Raw genomic sequence first — 17416 nt, 5'->3', positions numbered from 1 at the left:
ATGAACGAACCCACCCGTTACACCGAGTACACCACCGGCGCGCCGCTCGCCGACACCAAGGCACCGGACGGGCCCGTCGCCGAGCGGTGGAACCGGCGCCGCTTCGAGGCCAAGCTCGTCAACCCCGCCAACCGCCGCAAACACACCGTGATCGTCGTCGGCACGGGCCTCGCGGGCGGCGCCGCGGGCGCCACCCTCGCCGAACAGGGCTACCGCGTCGTCCAGTTCTGCTACCAGGACTCCCCGCGCCGCGCCCACTCCATCGCCGCCCAGGGCGGCATCAACGCCGCGAAGAACTACCGCAACGACGGCGACTCCGTCCAGCGGCTCTTCTACGACACCGTCAAGGGCGGCGACTTCCGCGCCCGCGAGTCCAATGTGCACCGGCTCGCCGAGGTCTCCGTCGAGATCATCGACCAGTGTGTCGCCCAGGGCGTCCCGTTCGCCCGGGAGTACGGCGGACTCCTCGACACCCGCTCCTTCGGCGGCGTCCAGGTCTCCCGTACGTTCTACGCGCGCGGCCAGACGGGCCAGCAACTCCTGCTCGGCGCCTACCAGGCGCTCTCCCGGCAGATCGCCGCCGGCGCCGTCGAGATGCATGCCCGCACCGAGATGCTCGACCTGCTCGTCATCGACGGGCGGGCGCGCGGCATCGTCGCCCGCGACCTGATCACCGGCGAGATCACCCCGTACTTCGCCGACGCGGTGGTCCTCGCCTCCGGCGGCTACGGCAACGTCTTCCATCTGTCGACCAACGCCAAGAACAGCAACGCCACCGCGATCTGGCGGGCACACCGGCGCGGCGCGCACTTCGCCAACCCCTGCTTCACCCAGATCCACCCCACCTGCATCCCGCGCTCCGGCGACCACCAGTCGAAACTGACCCTGATGAGCGAGTCGCTGCGCAACGACGGCCGGATCTGGGTGCCCGTGGCGCCCGGCGACACCCGCCCGCCGGCCGAGATCCCCGAGGACGAGCGCGACTACTACCTGGAGCGGATCTACCCGTCCTTCGGCAACCTCGTCCCCCGCGACATCGCCTCGCGCGCCGCGAAGAACGTCTGCGACCAGGGACGCGGTGTCGGCCCCGGCGGCCAGGGCGTCTACCTCGACTTCACCGACGCCATCGCCCGGCTCGGCCGCCGGGCCGTCGAGGAGAAGTACGGCAACCTCTTCGAGATGTACGAGCGGATCACCGCCGAGAACCCGTACGAGGTCCCGATGCGGATCTACCCGGCGATCCACTACACCATGGGCGGACTCTGGGTCGACTACGACCTCCAGACCACCGTGCCCGGCCTGTTCGCGATCGGTGAGGCCAACTTCTCCGACCACGGCGCCAACCGGCTCGGCGCGTCCGCCCTCATGCAGGGGCTCGCGGACGGCTACTTCGTCCTGCCGTCCACCATCAACGACTACCTCGCCCGCCACCCGCACCACGACACGGTCGACGACTCCCACCCCGATGTCGCCGAGGCCGTCGCCGACACCGAGGACCGGCTGCGGCTGCTGCTCGCGGTCGACGGCGACCGTACGCCCGAGTCGTTCCACAAGGAGATCGGCGAACTCCTCTGGGAACACTGCGGGATGGCCCGCACCGACAGCGGGCTGCGCAAGGCGCTCGACCGCATCCCGCAGATCCGCGAGGAGTTCTGGCGCCGGATCAAGGTGCCGGGCACCGGCGAACAGCTCAACCAGTCGCTGGAGAAGGCCAATCGCGTCGTCGACTACCTGGAACTCGCCGAGCTGATGTGCCTGGACGCCCTGCACCGCACCGAGTCCTGCGGCGGCCACTTCCGTGACGAGTCGCAGACCGAGGGCGGTGAGGCGGCCCGCCGGGACGAGGAGTTCTCGTACGCGGCGGCCTGGGAGTTCAAAGGCACGGGCAGCGCACCCGTCCTGCACAAGGAAGACCTCGTCTTCGAGTACGTCCACCCCACCCAGCGGAGCTACGCATGAGGCTCACCCTGCGCGTCTGGCGCCAGCCCGACGCCGACACCCCCGGCGCCATGGTCACCTACGGGCTCGACGGCATCTCCGAGGACATGTCGTTCCTGGAGATGCTCGACACCCTCAACGAGGAGCTGATCCTCAAGGGCGACGAGCCGGTGGCCTTCGACCACGACTGCCGCGAGGGCATCTGCGGCGCCTGCGGTGTCGTCATCAACGGGGACGCCCACGGCCCCGAACGCACCACCACCTGCCAGCTCCACATGCGCCACTTCGACGACGGCGACACCATCGACGTCGAACCCTGGCGGGCCGGTGCCTTCCCCGTCGTCAAGGACCTGGTCGTGGACCGCTCCTCCTTCGACCGGATCATCGGGGCCGGCGGATACATCACCGCCCCCACCGGCGCCGCCCCCGAGGCACACGCCACCCCGGTGCCCAAACCCGACGCCGACTCCGCCTTCGAGCACGCCGAGTGCATCGGCTGCGGCGCCTGCGTCGCGGCCTGCCCCAACGGCTCGGCGATGCTCTTCACCTCGGCCAAGATCAACCACCTCAATGTCCTGCCGCAGGGCGCGCCCGAGCGCGAGACCCGCGTCCTGGACATGGTCGCCACCATGGACGAGGAGGGCTTCGGCGGCTGCACGCTCGCGGGGGAGTGCGCCACCGCCTGCCCGAAGGGGATCCCCCTGCCGTCGATCGCGGCGATGAACAAGGAGTGGCTGCGGGCCACCCGTAAAGTCGCCCGCTGACGGCCCGTCGGACCCCGGCGGCGCGCGGCGGCGCGCGGCCGGGCCCGATGTCCCGCACCCTGGAGCACAGGAACGACCAGGGAGCGGGTGGAGCCATGGGACTCGGACGGCGGGCGCTGCTGCTGGGCACCGGCGGGCTGCTGGCGGGGGCCGCCACCGGGTGCTCCGGGGGCGCCCGGACGGGGGCCGCCGTCCGGGCGCGTCCGTCCGTACCGCTGCCGACGACCACCCCGTGGCGGCCCGACCGCGACGACGTGGACCCCGCCGTCAAGCTGCGCGCCGTACAGGTCGTGGAGGCCATCGGCGCCTGGCCGGCCGGGCAGGGCGGCGCGGCGGCGGCGAAACGGCGGGTGGCCGCGCTGGGCGCGGCGCCGGCGCTCGTGGACGCGGCGGGGGCGCTGCTGCCCGCCGCCGACGAGGCCGTGCTCCAGGTGATCGACGCCCAGTACGGCGGGATCCTGGCGGCCTCGGCCAGTGTGCTGGTGGTCTGCCGGCAGTGGACCCCGGACCACCCGACCGGCACGACCGGTACCACCGTGGACGTACGGCTCAGCCGGGCGCGGCCCCGCTGGGAGGTCACCGCGCTCCACCCGGCCAGGCCCGGCGCCGCCGTCCCCGCGCTGCCCGCCGCCGCGCGCGAGGTGCTGGCGGAGTCGCGGATCACCCTGCCGCCCGCCGCGGCGGCGGACATCCGCAGCGGCCACATCCACGAGAGCGTGCTGCGGGCACTGCTCCGACTGGCCGGTACGTACCGGATGTACGTGAGTGTGATCCGCTCCGGCCATCCGCTGGACGTCTTCGGCACCGACCGGCCCAGCGACCACCCGCGTGGCCGGGCCTTCGACGTCTGGCAGATCGACGGCCACGCGGTCGTGGACCCGGCCACCTCCCGCCGGCTCGTGGAGACCTTCATGCGGGACGCGGCGGCGGCAGGCTCGTACAACGTGGGCGGTCCGGTCCAGCTCTCCGGCGGCGCCGCGGGCCAGTTCTTCAGCGACGCCACCCATCACGACCACGTCCACGCGGGGTTCACGGCCTGAGCGCCGGTCTCCGGCCCGCCGGGCGGTGGGCGCCCGGGAGCCGCACTCCGTGCCGCGCCCGGGAGCCGCACTCCGTGCCGCGCCCGGGAGTGTCACTCCGTGTCGTCGAGCCGGAATCCGACCTTCATGCCGACCTGGTAGTGCTCGATGTCGCCGTCGACGATGTGGCCGCGTACTTGTGTCACCTCGAACCAGTCCAGCCCGCGCAGCGTCTGGGCCGCGCGGCTGACGCCGTTGCGGATGGCGTCGTCGACGCCCTCGTGCGAGGTGCCGACGATCTCGGTGACCCGGTAGGTGTGGTGCGACATGGGGCCGTTCTCCTCTGCAGGTTTCACGTTCACGCCTTCACACGTCGCGGGGGCCGCGGCGTCACTCCACCGTGCCCCACCCGGCCGTTCCCCGCGAGGCCACGGTGGCGCCCGCCGCCCTCTGGGAGAGTGGTACGGATACCCGTACCCCCATCCGGAGGATGCGACCTCATGCGCCTGCTGCTGATCCGCCACGGCCAGACACCGTCCAACCTCGCCGGCCTCCTGGACACCGCCGCGCCCGGTCCCGGGCTCACCGCGACGGGGGAGCGGCAGGCCGCCGCGCTGCCCGCCGCGCTGGCCGACGAGGACATCGGGGCGCTGTTCGTGTCGACCCTGGTCCGTACGCGGCTCACGGCGGCCCCGCTGGCCGTCGCGCGCGGACTGGAGATCCGGGTCAGGGAGGGGATCAGGGAGCTGGCGGCGGGGGAGCTGGAGATGCGCGGCGACGAGGAGTCGATCCGGCGCTATCTGACCACCGCGTTCGCCTGGTCCGCGGGCGAAACGGAGCTGCGGATGCCGGGCGGTGAGAGCGGGGCGGAGGCGCTGGCCCGGTTCGACGCGGTGGTCGCGGAGGCGGCGGCGACGGGCGCCGGTACGGTCGCGCTGGTCAGCCATGGCGCGGCGATCCGGATGTGGACCGCCGCCCGCGCGCGGAACGTGGACGTGGACTTCGCCGCGGCCCACGCGCTGGCCAACACGGGCGTCGTGGCCCTGGAGGGCGCCCCCGAGGCTGGCTGGAAGGCTCTGACCTGGGCGGGCACGGTGCTCTCCCCGCGCGACGTCGTGGCCGAGGACGGCGGCCCCGCCGGCCGCGTGCTGTAGGGGAAGCCCCTGGAGTGGTGTGGTCCCCGCCATTCAGCCGCCTCACATCCGCACTCCGCCGTGTGGTCATGTCAAATCCAGTCGGTCACGGAAGAAACGAGGTGCCGGGTCCACGCGCCCGCGACGGACCCGGCACCCTGCCCTCCCTACGGCACAGGAGTCCGCCATGCCCGCCCCCGCTCCCGCCACCGTCCTCTCCCCCGCCCCGCTCCCCACCCCGGGCCCCGCCGCCGGTGCCGAGCCGCGCTACCTCGTCTCGCTCGCCCGCACCCAGGAGGACGTACGGGCCGCCCAGCGCCTGCGGCACCTCGTCTTCGCCGGGGAGCTCGGCGCCCGGCTCGACGGACCCGAGCCCGGTCTCGACACCGACGAGTTCGACGCGTACTGCGACCATCTGCTGGTCCGGGAGGAGTCCACCGGCGAGGTCGTCGGCACGTACCGGCTGCTGCCGCCCGAGCGCGCCAGGGCCGCCGGACGGATCTACTCCGACAGCGAGTTCGACCTCGCCCGGCTCGCCCCGATCCGCCACGACCTGGTCGAGGTGGGCCGCTCCTGCGTCCACCCGCTGCACCGCACCGGCGGCGTCATCGCCCTGATCTGGGCCGGGCTCGCCCGCTACATGACCACCACAGGACACAACTGGCTGGCGGGCTGCTGCTCGGTGCCCCTCGCCGACGGCGGCGCGCTGGCCGCCTCCACCTGGAACCGCGTCAAGGACAAGCACCTCGCCCCCGAGGAGTACTGGGTCACCCCGCACCGGCTCTGGACCCCGGAGCCCGCCGCCGAGGCCGCCGCCCCCGCCGAACTGCCGCCGCTGCTCCGCGGCTATCTGCGGCTCGGCGCCTGGGTGTGCGGCGCCCCCGCGCACGACCCGGAGTTCGGCGTCGCCGACCTGTACGTCCTGCTGTCGATGCGCCGCACCAACCCGCGCTATCTGCGGCACTTCCTCTCCCTCGCCCCCGCCGCATGAGCGCCTGGCTGCCCACCGCGCCCTGCACCCCGCGCGACTGCTCGCGCCACCGCGGCCCGGCGGCCGGTACGGCGACCGGAGCCGGCCGTCTGCTGCTGGGGATCCCGCTCGTCCTGTGCGGCGCGCTGCTCGCGCCGCTCCTCGCCCCGCTGGGCGCGGCGGTACGCGACCGGCTCACCCGGAGCTGGTCCCGTACCGTACTGCGCGCCTTCGGCCTGCGGATCACGGTGCACGGCGCGGGGTCGTACGGCGCGGGGTCGTACGGGACGGGGGAGTACGGGACGGGGGCGCGTGGGGCGGCGCGCGCCGTGGCCCCACGCGGCGCCGGGATGCTGGTCGTCGCCAACCACATCTCCTGGCTGGACATCCCGCTCCTCGCCGCCGTCTTCCCCGGCCGGATGCTGGCCAAGAGCGAGATCCGGCGCTGGCCGCTGCTGGGCGCGCTCGCCGCCCGGGGCGGCACGCTGTTCGTCGAGCGTGAGCGGCTGCGCGCGCTGCCCGACGCCGTACGCACCCTCTCCGGCGCCCTCGGGGCGGGCTCACGGGTGATCGCCTTCCCCGAGGCGTGCACCTGGTGCGGCCGGGAGCAGGGCCGGTTCACCTCGGCCGTCTTCCAGGCCGCCGTGGACGCGGGCGCCGCCGTCCGGCCCGTACGGATCACCTACCGGGCCCCGGACGGGGAGCCCTCGGGGGCGCCCGCCTTCGTCGGGGACGACACACTGCCCGCGTCGCTGTGGCGGGTCGTGGCGGCCGGCGGGCTCATCGCGGAGATCACCCTCCTGCCGCCGATCCCGGCCGGCCACCACACCGACCGCCGCGCGCTGGCCCGTACGGCGCACCGCGCGATCACCTACGGCGCCCTCGCGTACGGCCCCCTCGCGCACGGCGGCGGCTCCCGTGGGGGCGCCGCGCCGTACGCGAGGGCCGGGGGCGTCCCCCGTCAGACCGCCGTCGCGAGCGACAGGGCGAACCGGCCCGCCGCGTCGGTCCACCAGTGCGTCAACTCCATCCGCGCGGCGGACAGTTCGGACCTCACCCGGTCCTGACGGAACTTGGCCGACACCTCCGTACGTACCTCCTCACCCGCGTCGAAGTGCACCACCAGATCCAGCTCCGGGATCTTCACGGTGAGCCGGGAGCGGGCCCGCAGCCGCATCTCGATCCACTCGTTCTCCGCGTCCCAGAGCGCCACATGGTCGAAGGCGTCCGGCGGGAAGTCGGCGCCCAGCTCACGGTTCATGACGGTCAGCACGTTCTTGTTGAACGCGGCCGTCACACCGGCCGCGTCGTCGTACGCCCTGACCAGTACGGACTCCTCCTTGACCAGGTCCGTGCCGAGCAGCAGCCCGTCCCCGGGGGCCAGCAGCCCGCGGACCGAGGCGAGGAACGCGGCGCGCTCGGCGGGCAGCAGATTGCCGATCGTGCCGCCGAGGAACGCGACCAGCCGGGGCCCCGGGGTGTCCGGCAGCGAGAGGCCGCCGGTGAAGTCGGCGACCATCGCGTGCACTTCGAGCCCCGGATGGTCGGCTAGCAGCCCCTCGGCGGCCCCGCTCAGCGCGCTCTCGCTGACGTCGACCGGTACGTAACTGGTCAGGTCGGGCGCCGACTCCAGCAGCAGACGGGTCTTCTCGGACGACCCCGACCCCAGCTCGATCAGGGTGCGCGCGCCCGTCGCCGCCGCGATCTCGGGCGCCCGGGTGTGCAGGATCTCCCGCTCGGCGCGCGTCGGATAGTACTCGGGCAGTGTGGTGATCTCCTCGAACAGCTCACTGCCCCGGGCGTCGTAGAACCACTTGGGCGGCAGTGTCTTGGGCGTACGGGTCAGCCCGTGGAGCACATCGGCGCGCAGCGCGGCGTCCGTGGCGTCCTCGGGCAGCGTGCGGGTCAGCAGGAACGGGCTCACGCGGGAAGCTCCTTGAGAGGGGAGAGCAGGACGTCGCCGCGGCTCGCCACGAGCAGCGTGCGGTCGGGGACCTCGCGCCAGCGCGGGTCGTCGTCGTACGGCTCCGAGGCCACCAGGGTGGGATCGTCACCGGATCCGGCGCGGTACCAGAGTGTGTCCCCCCAGGCTGTCGCCGCTATCCGGGCACCGTCGGTGAGCAGCAGGTTGAGCCGGGACCCGGGCGCCGCGTCCGCCACCTCGACGACGGTGTCGGCCAGCGCCTGACCGAGGTCGTCGCCCGCCCGCAGCCGGTGCAGCACCAGCGCCCACACCAGCCCCGAGTCGCTGCGCGCCACCAGCGAGAGCAGCTCCTCGGCGGGCAGCGCCGCGGCCGGGCCCGCGAGCGAGCCGGGCCAGCCGCCCACCGAGCCGTTGTGGCTGAACAGCCAGGGCCCGGCGGCGAAGGGCGCCGCGGCGGCCTCCCCGTCGGCGCCGGGCAGGGTGGCGTCCCGTACGGCGGCGAGCAGCGCGCCGGTACGGATCACCCGGGCCAGGTCGGTGAAGCCCAGGTCGCCCCAGATGGGGCCGGCGCGGCGGTAGCGCGCGGGCACCGGATCACCCTCGGCGTACCAACCGACGCCGAAGCCGTCGGCGTTGACCGTCCCGTTGCGCTGTCTGCGCGGCGCCCAGGACTGCCGGTAGAGCGCGTGCGGCGGCTCGACGAGCACCGCGCCGATCCTCATCGGCGGTCCCAGGGCCGCGATATGACGGCACATCAGAGAGCTCCGGGGTGCGCGGCGGAGGAGGTCAGGGCGCCGGGGGCCGCGGTGCGCGCCGTTCGGAACCCCGAGAAGATCTGCCGGCGCACCGGCAGGTCCCAGTTGCGGAAGGTGCCCCGGCAGGCCACCTGGTCCACCGCGAACGACCCGCCCCGCAGCACCTTGTGCGCACCGCCGAAGAACACCTCCGAGTACTCGCGGTAGGGGAAGGCGGCGAAGCCCGGGTACGGCAGGAAGTCGCTCGACGTCCACTCCCACACGTCCCCGATCAACTGCCGTACCCCGAGCGGCGACGCGCCCGCCGGGTAGCTGCCCGCCGGGGCCGGCTGGAGATGGCGCTGGCCGAGGTTGGCGTGGAGTTCGGTGGGTTCGCCGTCGCCCCAGGGATGGCGCAGCGACCGTCCTGAGACGGGGTCGTGGCGCGCGGCCTTCTCCCACTCCTCCTCGGTCGGCAGCCGCCGGCCCGCCCAGCGGGCGTAGGCGTCGGCCTCGTACCAGCTCACATGGAGCACCGGCTCGTCCGCCGGGACCGGCTCCAGCACCGAGAACCGGCGGCGCAGCCACTGCCCGCCGTCGCGCCGCCAGAACAGCGGGGCGCCGATGGAGTGTTCCCGGATCTGCGCCCATCCTTCCGGCGCCCACCAGCGCTCCTCGGTGTAGCCGCCGTCCTCGATGAACCGCTGGTAGTCGCCGTTGGTCACGGGCACGGTGTCGATCCAGAACGCCGGGACGATCCGTTGGTGGGCCGGCCGCTCGTTGTCCAGCGCCCAGGGCTCCGTGGAGGTTCCCATGGTGAACGGGCCACCGGGTACGAGGACTTCGGCGGGCAGCCCCGTGGTGTCCCCGGCCGGTGGCGGGGGCGCGGTCAGCGCGGTCGGCCCCGTGCGCAACTGGTGGGTGATGAGCATCGTCTCGTCGTGCTGCTGTTCGTGCTGCGCGATCATCCCGAAGGCGAAGCCCGCGTCCAGCAGGGGACCGCCGTGCAGCGGGGTGCGCTCGATGATGTCGAGGACCCGGCCGCGTACGTCGGCGGCGTACGCCCGTGCCTCGGTGGGCGGCAGCAGCGGCAGGGTGGGCCGGGCGGCCCTGGGGTGCTCGAACGCGTCGTACACGGAGTCGATCTCGGGGCGTACGGCGGGGCGGCCCCCGACGGTCCGCAGGAGCCACTGCTCCTCCTGGTTGCCGATGTGCGCGAGGTCCCAGACCAGAGGGGACATCAGCGGCGAGTGCTGTGCGGTGAGGTCGTGGTCGTCGACACAGGAGGTCAGCAGGGCGGTACGGGCCCGGGCCGCCGTCAGCGAGTCGACGGCACGCTGCTTGAGCTGCTCCTCGGTGGACAGGCCGGCGAGGTCGGTCATGTGCGGAGGTCCTTCCCTGTCACGGGTGCGCGCAGATCATCGGCCGGACACCGGCCCGGCAGGACGTAACGGTCGAAGAACCGGTCGACCGCCTCCTGTACGTGGGGTGTCGCGCCGATGCGCGGCAGCGCTTCCCGTGCGGCGGCGAAAGCGGCGATCGCCGCCGCGTGCAGCTCCGGGTCGGCCAGCCCGTACCGGGCGGCGTTGATCCAGAGCGGATTGGCCGGGGCGGGCAGCGGGCCCGCCGTCTCGGCGAGCGGTTTGACGGTGCGGTACACCGTCTCCGCCGCCTCGGGGTCGTCGAACAGCGCGGTCGTGACGGCGAGCGGCACCAGCCAGCCGTCCTCACCGGGCTGCGCGTCGATCATCCGCAGTTCGAGATGGCCGCGCGGTCTGACCGGCGGGAAGAGCGTCGTGAGGTGGTAGTCGAGGTCGGCGCGGACCGGCGGACGCGGCAGCCCGGAGCGGATCCACTCCCGGAAGGTCAGCCCTTCGGGAACGGTCCAGGGCCCCTCGGCGGCCCGTACGCACATCACCGGCGCGTCGAGCGCGTACGCGGCCCAGGCGTCCCGCGGTGGCAGTGCGGAGGACGGCGCGGCCGTACGGGGCGGGTCGAGCTGGGTCCACATGGCCTGCCGGGTGGAGCGCCAGCCCGTCTCCCCGCCCTCCCGCATCGGAGAGTTCGCGAAGGCGGCGACGAGCACCGCGCCCAGCAGGTGGGCGAGCTGCCAGCGCCGTCCGTGGCCGAGCGGCCCCGGCTCCTCGTGCCCCGCGTCCAGACAGACCTGGATGGAGGCGGTCGACCGCATCATGGCGCGGCCGGCCGGACCGATCCGGTCGAGATAGGTCTCCATGGCGTCGTAACGGGGCTCCCGCAGCATCCGCTCCGGGGAGTTCCAGGGGTCCTGACCCAGCCCCGTGAGGGTGAGTCCCGCGGCGCGCAGCACCGGACGCACGGCGTCCAGGTCGGCGGAGGTGGAGGTGACGCACTCCGTCAGGGACGCGGCGGGCGCGGAGCTGAGCTCCACCTGGCCGCCGGGTTCGAAGGTGAGTGCGGATCGGAGGTGCAGGGCCCGCAGCCCCTCGAACGCCTCTCGGAGGCGGTGGGCCGGGACGGGGATTTCGGGGGTACGCAGATCGTGGACGAGCCATTCCAGTTCGACACCCACGGTGCGGGGCGGGCCCGTCTTGAAACAGATGCCGCGCAGCAGATCCTCGGCATCGTCCTCGCCGAGCGGTGATCCCTCGTTGAAACTGTCGGGTGGCATGTGCGGATCCTCCTGTCGAAGACCGCGTGACCGTACTCCGCCCCGGGTTCGGGGCGAGCGCTTCGTCCAACCTAAAGCCACTCTCGCCGCTTCGCACAAGAGTGCCCGCGCGGTCACTTTATCGTCAGAAATGCGATTGCCCCGAGGGTGATCGTTCACGCAGGATTTCCGCATGAGCGCACGGCTGCGGGGCATCGCGAAGGAAACAGAGGAGATCGTCCGATCGGGGGTCTACCGTGCTCCGGACGGCCGTGAGGTGGTCCTTCGCGCGGCGGTGGACGCGGCGGTGGCGGGTACCCGGATGTACGGCCCGGGGCGGGTCGGCCCGGCGGGGCCGCCCGTACGGCCGACGGCTTCCGGCGGTACGGACCGTAACGCTTCCGGGGGTACGGACCGTAACGCTTCCGGGGGTACGGACCGTAACGCTTCCGGGGGTACGGACCGGGCCGCGCCGGCCGTCGAGGTCACCGGCGAGAGCAGCCTGGACGCGGCGCGCCGGCTGACGGCGGCGGACCCCGGGGCGCCCGTGGCCGTACTGAACTTCGCGTCCGCGCGGAACCCGGGCGGCGGCTATCTGAACGGCGCGCAGGCCCAGGAGGAGGCGCTGTGCCGGGCCTCCGCGCTCCACACCACACTGCGGGCGGCGCCGGAGTTCTACGCCCACCACCGCGCCGACCGGGACCCGTTCTACACCGACCGGGTGATCCACTCACCGGGGGTGCCGGTCTTCCGCGACGACCGGGGCCGACTGCTCGACACGCCGTACCAGGTGGGCTTCCTCACCTCGCCCGCGCCGAACGCCGGGGTGATCGCACGCCGCGCCCCCGAGGACGTCCACCGGATCCCTGCCGCGCTCGCCGCCCGCGCGGAACGGGTCCTGGAGACGGCCGTGGCGGGCGGCTACCGGCGGCTGGTGCTGGGCGCCTGGGGGTGCGGTGTGTTCCGCAACGACCCGGCGGCCGTCGCGGCGGCCTTCCGGGCGCTGCTCACCGGGGCGGGCCGGTTCGCCGGGGCCTTCGACGAGACGGTCTTCGCGGTGCTGGACCGGACGCGGGAGACCACGACCCTGGGGGCGTTCCGGCGGGTCCTGGGGCAACCGGAACGCCCCGACCCGCCTGCCCAGGAGCTCACTTCCAGCCGTACAGCTCCTTCAGCCGGTTGACGACCAGATTGAACCGCCCCCGGTCCAGGGCGCACGCCTCGCGCCGCATCCCCCGGTCGTGGACGCGGAGCACCCGGTCCACGTCCACCCACGACTCGCGCCCCTCGCGGTCCCACGGCCCGACCCCGATCGGCACCCACTCGCGGTCCCGGTCATGGCGCTTGCTGGAGAGCTGCACGGCGAGCAGGGTGCCCGCCGCCTCGCGCGCCACCACCAGGACCGGACGGTCCTTGCCGCGCCCGTCGTTCTCCTCGAACGGCACCCAGGTCCAGACGATCTCGCCGGGGTCGGGGTCGCCGTCGTGCTCGGGCGCGTAGGAGGTACGGACCGGGCCGACGGCGCGCGGGTCGGCCTCGGCCGTGGCGCCGGGCCCGCCGCGGCCGGGGGAGTCGGGAGACGCGGAGGAGCTGGAGGAACCGGGGGAACCGGGGGACGAAGCGATCATCCGTAGACGGTAGAACGTGGCCGGCCGCGAGCCCCCGGCGGGGCACCCGGCAGACCGGATCGGTTTGCCGGGTGCCCCGCCGGGGGCCGTTCTGGCAGGATGCCGGGTGCGATGAGCCAGCCCACCGAGCACTCCGCCGACCGAGCCGCCCCGGCGGCCGGTCCCCTGCCGACCAGTTCCGATGTCGCACGGCTGGCGGGGGTGTCCCGGGCCACCGTCTCGTACGTGCTCAACGGCATCACCGCCGTACGGATCAGCGAGCCCACCCGGCTGCGGGTCAGGGAGGCGGCCGAGCGGCTCGGGTACGTGCCGCACGCCGCCGCCCGCAGCCTGCGCGCCGGACACACCCGGACGGTGCTGCTGCCCACCGGCCATGTCCCCGTGGGCCCGCTCTACAGCCGGATCTTCGACGAGTTCCAGCGGGCGCTGCGCCGGCTCGGCTACACGGTGGTGCAGTACGGCGGCCTCGGCCTGGACGCGGCGGGCGCGGCCCGCGCCTGGGCCGAGTTGCGGCCCGTCGCCGTGGTCTCGCTCGGCGAGACGCCCCTCACCCCGGAGGCGGTGGACCTGCTCAAGAGGTCAGGGGCCCGGGCCGTGATCACGCTCGGCTCGGAGCGGATCGCGGGCGCGCACGCGCTCGTCATGGACCAGCGGACGATCGGCGGCCGGGCGGTCGCCCATCTCGTCGCACGCGGGCGCCGCGCGATCGGGGTGGTGATGCCGCGGGAACCGGGCCTGGAGCTGTACGCCGCCCCGCGCCTCGCGGGCGCCCGCTCCGCCGCCCGGGACGCGGGCGGCGCCGCCCGCGTCACGCCGCTGCCCCTGGCGTACACGGAGGAGTCCGCCGCCGCCCTCGCGGCCCGCTGGCGCGGTCTCGGCCTGGACGCCGTCTTCGCGTACAACGACGAGTACGCGATGCTCCTGATGCGGGCCCTCCAGGACGAGGGGATCGGCGTACCGGACCGGACCGCGGTGATCGGCGCCGACGATCTGCTGCTCGGGCGGCTGCTGCGCCCCCGGCTCTCCACGATCCGTGTCGACATGGCGACCGGGCCGCGGCTGGCCCAGCTCGTCGACCGCGCCGTCCGTGACCCGGAGGCCGAACCGGAGCGTCATGACCTGATGGGGGCGCGGGTCGTCCACCGCGAGTCGAGCTGACGTCCGGTGGAGGTCTTCCACACGGCCACGTGACGTGCGGCGGTCACACGAGATGCGGCGACATGCGGCGGCCACGCGACCTGCGGCGGTCACGCGACGTGCGGCGGCCCGGCCGGATGGCTAGCGTCGGCGGTATGACTACTGTTCCGCGCCGCTTCGAGCTTCTGCTGGTCGCCGAGTTCACCGAGGAGCACGAGGGGCCGCCCTGGCCGGAGAACGCCCTGCGCTCGGCCGTGGTCGAGGCGACGGGCGACACCGGGGCCTCCGGTTATCCGCGGTACGCGGGCAACGGGATGGAGGCGGACATCGACCCCGATACCCGCACCGTGGAGGCGCTGCTGATCGACGGGGAGGAGCTGGACTACGGGCTGTCGGTGCGGGTGGTCGCCGTACCGCCGGACCAGGACCCCGCCTGATTCCCCATTCCCCCGGCTTCTCTCCGCCGCTCGACGGCCCTTGACGCCTGTCGACGCCCCGTGACGGCCGTTGACAGCGGTCGGCCGCGGGCAGAGACTCTGACGGTCGCCGTTATGAACCAAAGTTCACCAGGCGAACAACCGTCGAGCTGGCGGGTGTGCGCCAGGGGAGAGAAGCCGGAGATCCGATGAGCATTCGCGACGTCTACATCGTCGACGCCGTCCGTACCCCGATCGGCAGGTTCGGGGGCGCCCTCTCCTCCGTACGCCCCGACGACCTCGCCGCCCATGTGGTGAAGGCGCTGGTGGACCGCTCGCCCGACCTCGATCCGGCCAGGATCGACGACGTGGTCCTCGGGGACGCCAACGGCGCGGGCGAGGACAACCGCGACGTGGCGCGGATGGCCGTGCTGCTCGCCGGACTCCCCGTCTCCGTCCCGGGCGTGACCGTCAACCGGCTCTGCGGCTCCGGCCTCGAAGCGGTCATCCAGGCCGCCCGCGCGGTGGCCCTCGGCGACGCCTCCGTCGTCGTGGCGGGCGGCGTCGAGTCCATGTCACGGGCCCCGTGGGTGCTCCAGAAGCCGGAACGCGCCTTCCCGGCCGGCCACCAGCAGCTCCACTCGACCACCCTGGGCTGGCGCATGACCAACCCGAGGATGCCCGCACAGTGGAGCGTTCCGCTCGGCGAGGGCGCCGAACTGATCGCGGACAAGCACGCCATCGGCCGCGAACAGCAGGACGCCTTCGCCCTCGCCAGCCACCGCAAGGCCGCCGATGCCTGGGCGGCCGGACTGTACGACGGTGAGGTCGTCCCGTACGACGGGGTGGAACTCACCCGGGACGAATGCGTCCGCGACACCACGTCCATGGAGGCGCTCGCCAAGCTGAAGCCGTCGTTCCGCAAGGACGGCACCGGGACGGTGACCGCCGGGAACGCCTCGCCCCTCAACGACGGCGCCGCCGCCCTGCTCCTCGTCGACGAGGACGGCCTGCGCGAGACCGGCCGCGAACCGCTCGCCCGGATCCGCGCCTCCGCGGTCACCGGCATCGAGCCGCAGCTCTTCGGCCTCGGCCCGGTCGAGGCCGTCCGGCGCGCCCTGGGCAAGGCGGGCCGCACCTTCGCCGACCTCACCACCTTCGAGCTGAACGAGGCGTTCGCCGCCCAGTCGCTGGGCTGCCTCGCCGAGTGGCCCGAGCTGGACCCGGCCCTCGTCAACCCGCGCGGCGGCGCCCTCGCGATCGGCCATCCGCTGGGCGCCTCCGGGGCCCGGCTCGCCGGATCCGTCGCCCACCAGCTCGCCGCGGCCGGCTCGGGCACGGGGCTCGCCGCGCTCTGCATCGGGGTGGGTCAGGGGCTCGCGCTCGTCCTCGAACGCTGACCGCGACGCCAACTCCCGGCAGAGGAAACGGAGTTCGGCCGAAGGTGGTGGGGCGCCGGGTTCGCGGAACCCGCCGCCGCGGCCGCCGGATCCGCTGTACCGTACCCGATCATCCGAGCCACTGGAGAGCCTTCATGACCTTGCTCGACCCCAAGACCTGGCAGCCCGTCGGACTCTCGGGAGGTGAGTCCTCGGTCGTGGAGCCCGCGACCGGCGACGTCCTGGGAACGATCGCCCTCGCCTCTCCCGAGGACGTCACCGCCGCCGCTGAGGCCGCCGAGGCGGCGCAGCGGGCCTGGTCGGCCACCCCGCACCTGGTACGGGCCGGGGTGCTGCGGCGCGCGGGCGACCTGTTCGCCGCGCACGCCGACGAACTGCGCGACTGGCTGATACGGGAATCGGGGTCCGTCCCCGGCAAGGCGGCCTTCGAACTGCATGTCGCCGCGCAGGAGTGCTACGAGGCCGCGGCGCTCGCCTCCCGCCCCACCGGCCAGGTGCTGCCCAGCGAGGAGCCCAGGCTCTCCTACACCCGCCGGGTCCCGGCCGGTGTCGTCGGCGTCATCGCCCCCTTCAACGCCCCGCTGATCCTCTCCATCCGGTCGGTCGCCCCGGCCCTGGCGCTCGGCAACGCGGTGCTGCTCAAGCCGGACCCGCGCACCGCCGTCTGCGGCGGGCTCTCGCTCGCCGCCGTCCTCGCGGAGGCCGGGCTGCCGGAGGGGCTGCTGCACATCCTGCCCGGCGGCGCCGAGACCGGACAGGCGCTGGTCGCGGACGCGCGGGTACCGGTGATCTCCTTCACCGGCTCCACGGCGGCCGGGCGCGCGGTGGGCCGGGCGGCGGGCGGCGCCCTCAAACGCGCCCATCTCGAACTCGGCGGCAACTCCGCCCTCGTCGTCCTGGCCGACGCCGACATCGAGGCCGCCGTCTCCCAGGCGACCTGGGGATCCTTCTTCCACCAGGGCCAGATCTGCATGACCACCGGACGCCACCTCGTCCACGCCTCGCTGTACGACGAGTACGTGGAGCGGCTGGCCGCCAAGGCCGAGTCGCTGGCCGTGGGGGACCCGTACCGTGAGCAGGTCCATCTCGGCCCGATCATCGACGCGGCCCAACTGGCCAAGATCGACGCCCTGGTGGAGGCGAGCGCGGCGCGCGGGGCCAGGGTCGTCGCCGGCGGCACCCACCGCGACCTCTTCTACCGGCCCACGGTCCTCGCCGACGCCGACGACCACACCCCCGCCTACACGGAGGAGGTGTTCGGCCCCGTCGCACCCGTACGCCCGTTCACCAGCCTGGACGAGGCCGCCTCGCTCGCGGCGGCGGGCCCGTACGGCCTCGCCCTGGGCATCGTCACCCGGGACACGGCGCTCGGCCTGGAGCTGGCGGACCGTATCCCCACTGGGATCGCCCACATCAACGACCAGACCGTCAGCGACGAGGCGGTCGCGCCCTTCGGCGGTATCGCCGCGTCGGGAACGGGCGCGCGCTTCGGCGGCGAGGCCAACCTGGAGGCGTTCACGGAGCTGCGCTGGACGACCGTACGGCGCGAACCGGCGGGGCACCCCTTCTAGCCATTCGGTGAGTGAGTGCGGTCGGGGGCCCGGGGCCCCCCCGCCCCCCCCCCCCAACCCCCCCCCCACCCCCCGCCCCCCCCCCCCGCCCCCCCCACCCCCCCGCCCCCCCCCCCCCCAACCCCCCCCACCGCCAGGCGCACCGCCCCCCCC

Annotated in this window: 17 protein-coding genes; 11 read left to right on the top strand and 6 right to left on the bottom strand. The window is 74.0% G+C overall.

Annotation, left to right across the window (positions count from 1 at the left end):
- The 3 genes from ACIO3P_RS32050 to ACIO3P_RS32040 all read left to right on the top strand — a co-directional run bounded on the left by ACIO3P_RS32050 (window position 1) and on the right by ACIO3P_RS32040 (window position 3742).
- Window positions 1-1959, top strand: a complete 1959-nt coding sequence (locus ACIO3P_RS32050) for a fumarate reductase/succinate dehydrogenase flavoprotein subunit (protein ID WP_401850021.1) — start codon at window positions 1-3, stop codon at window positions 1957-1959.
- Entirely contained in the window at window positions 1956-2702 is a 747-nt protein-coding gene (locus tag ACIO3P_RS32045) for a succinate dehydrogenase/fumarate reductase iron-sulfur subunit (protein ID WP_329826492.1), read from the top strand. Before ACIO3P_RS32050 ends, ACIO3P_RS32045 begins: the two co-directional genes overlap by 4 nt.
- A gap of 95 nt (window positions 2703-2797) precedes the next feature.
- On the top strand, window positions 2798-3742 hold the full coding sequence (locus ACIO3P_RS32040; RefSeq protein ID WP_329826493.1) for a hypothetical protein: 945 nt from the start codon (window positions 2798-2800) through the stop codon (window positions 3740-3742).
- Window positions 3743-3834: 92 nt separating this feature from the next.
- On the opposite strand, the gene ACIO3P_RS32035 is transcribed toward ACIO3P_RS32040, so the two are convergent.
- Window positions 3835-4050, bottom strand: coding sequence for a dodecin (locus tag ACIO3P_RS32035; RefSeq protein ID WP_329826494.1), 216 nt, complete (start codon window positions 4048-4050; stop codon window positions 3835-3837).
- A 171-nt stretch (window positions 4051-4221) separates the two neighbouring features.
- Between ACIO3P_RS32035 and ACIO3P_RS32030 the strand changes: the two genes are divergently transcribed.
- The 3 genes from ACIO3P_RS32030 (at window position 4222) to ACIO3P_RS32020 (ending at window position 6891) form a co-directional block, all read left to right on the top strand.
- On the top strand, window positions 4222-4875 hold the full coding sequence (locus tag ACIO3P_RS32030; RefSeq protein WP_329826495.1) for a histidine phosphatase family protein: 654 nt from the start codon (window positions 4222-4224) through the stop codon (window positions 4873-4875).
- Window positions 4876-5041: 166 nt separating this feature from the next.
- On the top strand, window positions 5042-5845 hold the full coding sequence (locus ACIO3P_RS32025; RefSeq protein WP_329826496.1) for a GNAT family N-acyltransferase: 804 nt from the start codon (window positions 5042-5044) through the stop codon (window positions 5843-5845).
- Window positions 5842-6891 (top strand): lysophospholipid acyltransferase family protein, encoded by a 1050-nt coding sequence (locus ACIO3P_RS32020; RefSeq protein ID WP_329826497.1) that lies wholly within the window; start codon window positions 5842-5844, stop codon window positions 6889-6891. The genes ACIO3P_RS32025 and ACIO3P_RS32020 overlap by 4 nt, the downstream gene beginning before the upstream one ends.
- Here the strand turns inward: ACIO3P_RS32020 and egtD are convergent.
- The 4 genes from egtD to egtA are packed head-to-tail and all read right to left on the bottom strand — an operon-like array spanning window position 6786 to window position 11132.
- The gene (egtD, locus tag ACIO3P_RS32015) at window positions 6786-7748 is read right to left on the bottom strand and encodes an L-histidine N(alpha)-methyltransferase (RefSeq protein WP_329826498.1); all 963 of its coding nucleotides are present in this window, start codon (window positions 7746-7748) and stop codon (window positions 6786-6788) included. The two genes, ACIO3P_RS32020 and egtD, sit on opposite strands and share 106 nt — an antisense overlap.
- A complete protein-coding gene (egtC, locus tag ACIO3P_RS32010; RefSeq protein ID WP_401850019.1) occupies window positions 7745-8503 on the bottom strand; it encodes an ergothioneine biosynthesis protein EgtC in 759 nt (252 codons plus the stop codon). Before egtC ends, egtD begins: the two co-directional genes overlap by 4 nt.
- The gene (egtB, locus tag ACIO3P_RS32005; RefSeq protein ID WP_401850018.1) at window positions 8503-9864 is read right to left on the bottom strand and encodes an ergothioneine biosynthesis protein EgtB; all 1362 of its coding nucleotides are present in this window, start codon (window positions 9862-9864) and stop codon (window positions 8503-8505) included. The genes egtC and egtB overlap by 1 nt, the downstream gene beginning before the upstream one ends.
- Window positions 9861-11132 (bottom strand): ergothioneine biosynthesis glutamate--cysteine ligase EgtA, encoded by a 1272-nt coding sequence (gene egtA / locus ACIO3P_RS32000; protein ID WP_329826501.1) that lies wholly within the window; start codon window positions 11130-11132, stop codon window positions 9861-9863. Before egtA ends, egtB begins: the two co-directional genes overlap by 4 nt.
- A gap of 172 nt (window positions 11133-11304) precedes the next feature.
- Here egtA and ACIO3P_RS31995 point away from each other — a divergent pair, with 172 nt between their 5' ends.
- Window positions 11305-12294 carry a TIGR02452 family protein gene (locus ACIO3P_RS31995; protein WP_401850017.1) on the top strand — a complete coding sequence of 330 codons (990 nt, stop codon included), beginning with the start codon at window positions 11305-11307 and terminating at the stop codon, window positions 12292-12294.
- On the opposite strand, the gene ACIO3P_RS31990 is transcribed toward ACIO3P_RS31995, so the two are convergent.
- Window positions 12260-12739, bottom strand: a complete 480-nt coding sequence (locus ACIO3P_RS31990; protein ID WP_329826503.1) for a type II toxin-antitoxin system PemK/MazF family toxin — start codon at window positions 12737-12739, stop codon at window positions 12260-12262. The genes ACIO3P_RS31995 and ACIO3P_RS31990 overlap by 35 nt on opposite strands.
- Window positions 12740-12850: 111 nt before the next feature.
- Here ACIO3P_RS31990 and ACIO3P_RS31985 point away from each other — a divergent pair, with 111 nt between their 5' ends.
- The 4 genes from ACIO3P_RS31985 to ACIO3P_RS31970 all read left to right on the top strand — a co-directional run bounded on the left by ACIO3P_RS31985 (window position 12851) and on the right by ACIO3P_RS31970 (window position 17263).
- The gene (locus ACIO3P_RS31985; protein ID WP_329826504.1) at window positions 12851-13897 is read left to right on the top strand and encodes a LacI family DNA-binding transcriptional regulator; all 1047 of its coding nucleotides are present in this window, start codon (window positions 12851-12853) and stop codon (window positions 13895-13897) included.
- 134 nt (window positions 13898-14031) lie between these two features.
- On the top strand, window positions 14032-14313 hold the full coding sequence (locus ACIO3P_RS31980; RefSeq protein WP_329826505.1) for a hypothetical protein: 282 nt from the start codon (window positions 14032-14034) through the stop codon (window positions 14311-14313).
- 188 nt (window positions 14314-14501) lie between these two features.
- A complete protein-coding gene (locus ACIO3P_RS31975; protein ID WP_329826506.1) occupies window positions 14502-15692 on the top strand; it encodes a thiolase family protein in 1191 nt (396 codons plus the stop codon).
- A gap of 134 nt (window positions 15693-15826) precedes the next feature.
- Window positions 15827-17263, top strand: a complete 1437-nt coding sequence (locus ACIO3P_RS31970; protein ID WP_329826507.1) for an aldehyde dehydrogenase family protein — start codon at window positions 15827-15829, stop codon at window positions 17261-17263.
- The last annotated feature ends 153 nt before the right edge of the window (window positions 17264-17416 follow it).

The organism is Streptomyces sp. NPDC087310 (assembly GCF_044744405.1).
Classification (GTDB): Bacteria; Actinomycetota; Actinomycetes; order Streptomycetales; family Streptomycetaceae; genus Streptomyces.
This window is presented reverse-complemented; position numbering and strand designations above follow the sequence as displayed.

What these genes read in the sequence shown, in the direction of transcription:
- ACIO3P_RS32050 (WP_401850021.1), top strand. Translation starts at nt 1, where the DNA reads ATGAACGAACCCACCCGTTACACCGAGTACACCACCGGCGCGCCGCTC.
- ACIO3P_RS32045 (WP_329826492.1), top strand. Translation starts at nt 1,956, where the DNA reads ATGAGGCTCACCCTGCGCGTCTGGCGCCAGCCCGACGCCGACACCCCC.
- ACIO3P_RS32040 (WP_329826493.1), top strand. Translation starts at nt 2,798, where the DNA reads ATGGGACTCGGACGGCGGGCGCTGCTGCTGGGCACCGGCGGGCTGCTG.
- ACIO3P_RS32035 (WP_329826494.1), bottom strand. Translation starts at nt 4,050, where the DNA reads ATGTCGCACCACACCTACCGGGTCACCGAGATCGTCGGCACCTCGCAC.
- ACIO3P_RS32030 (WP_329826495.1), top strand. Translation starts at nt 4,222, where the DNA reads ATGCGCCTGCTGCTGATCCGCCACGGCCAGACACCGTCCAACCTCGCC.
- ACIO3P_RS32025 (WP_329826496.1), top strand. Translation starts at nt 5,042, where the DNA reads ATGCCCGCCCCCGCTCCCGCCACCGTCCTCTCCCCCGCCCCGCTCCCC.
- ACIO3P_RS32020 (WP_329826497.1), top strand. Translation starts at nt 5,842, where the DNA reads ATGAGCGCCTGGCTGCCCACCGCGCCCTGCACCCCGCGCGACTGCTCG.
- egtC (WP_401850019.1), bottom strand. Translation starts at nt 8,503, where the DNA reads ATGTGCCGTCATATCGCGGCCCTGGGACCGCCGATGAGGATCGGCGCG.
- egtB (WP_401850018.1), bottom strand. Translation starts at nt 9,864, where the DNA reads ATGACCGACCTCGCCGGCCTGTCCACCGAGGAGCAGCTCAAGCAGCGT.
- egtA (WP_329826501.1), bottom strand. Translation starts at nt 11,132, where the DNA reads ATGCCACCCGACAGTTTCAACGAGGGATCACCGCTCGGCGAGGACGAT.
- ACIO3P_RS31995 (WP_401850017.1), top strand. Translation starts at nt 11,305, where the DNA reads ATGAGCGCACGGCTGCGGGGCATCGCGAAGGAAACAGAGGAGATCGTC.
- ACIO3P_RS31990 (WP_329826503.1), bottom strand. Translation starts at nt 12,739, where the DNA reads ATGATCGCTTCGTCCCCCGGTTCCCCCGGTTCCTCCAGCTCCTCCGCG.
- ACIO3P_RS31985 (WP_329826504.1), top strand. Translation starts at nt 12,851, where the DNA reads ATGAGCCAGCCCACCGAGCACTCCGCCGACCGAGCCGCCCCGGCGGCC.
- ACIO3P_RS31980 (WP_329826505.1), top strand. Translation starts at nt 14,032, where the DNA reads ATGACTACTGTTCCGCGCCGCTTCGAGCTTCTGCTGGTCGCCGAGTTC.
- ACIO3P_RS31975 (WP_329826506.1), top strand. Translation starts at nt 14,502, where the DNA reads ATGAGCATTCGCGACGTCTACATCGTCGACGCCGTCCGTACCCCGATC.
- ACIO3P_RS31970 (WP_329826507.1), top strand. Translation starts at nt 15,827, where the DNA reads ATGACCTTGCTCGACCCCAAGACCTGGCAGCCCGTCGGACTCTCGGGA.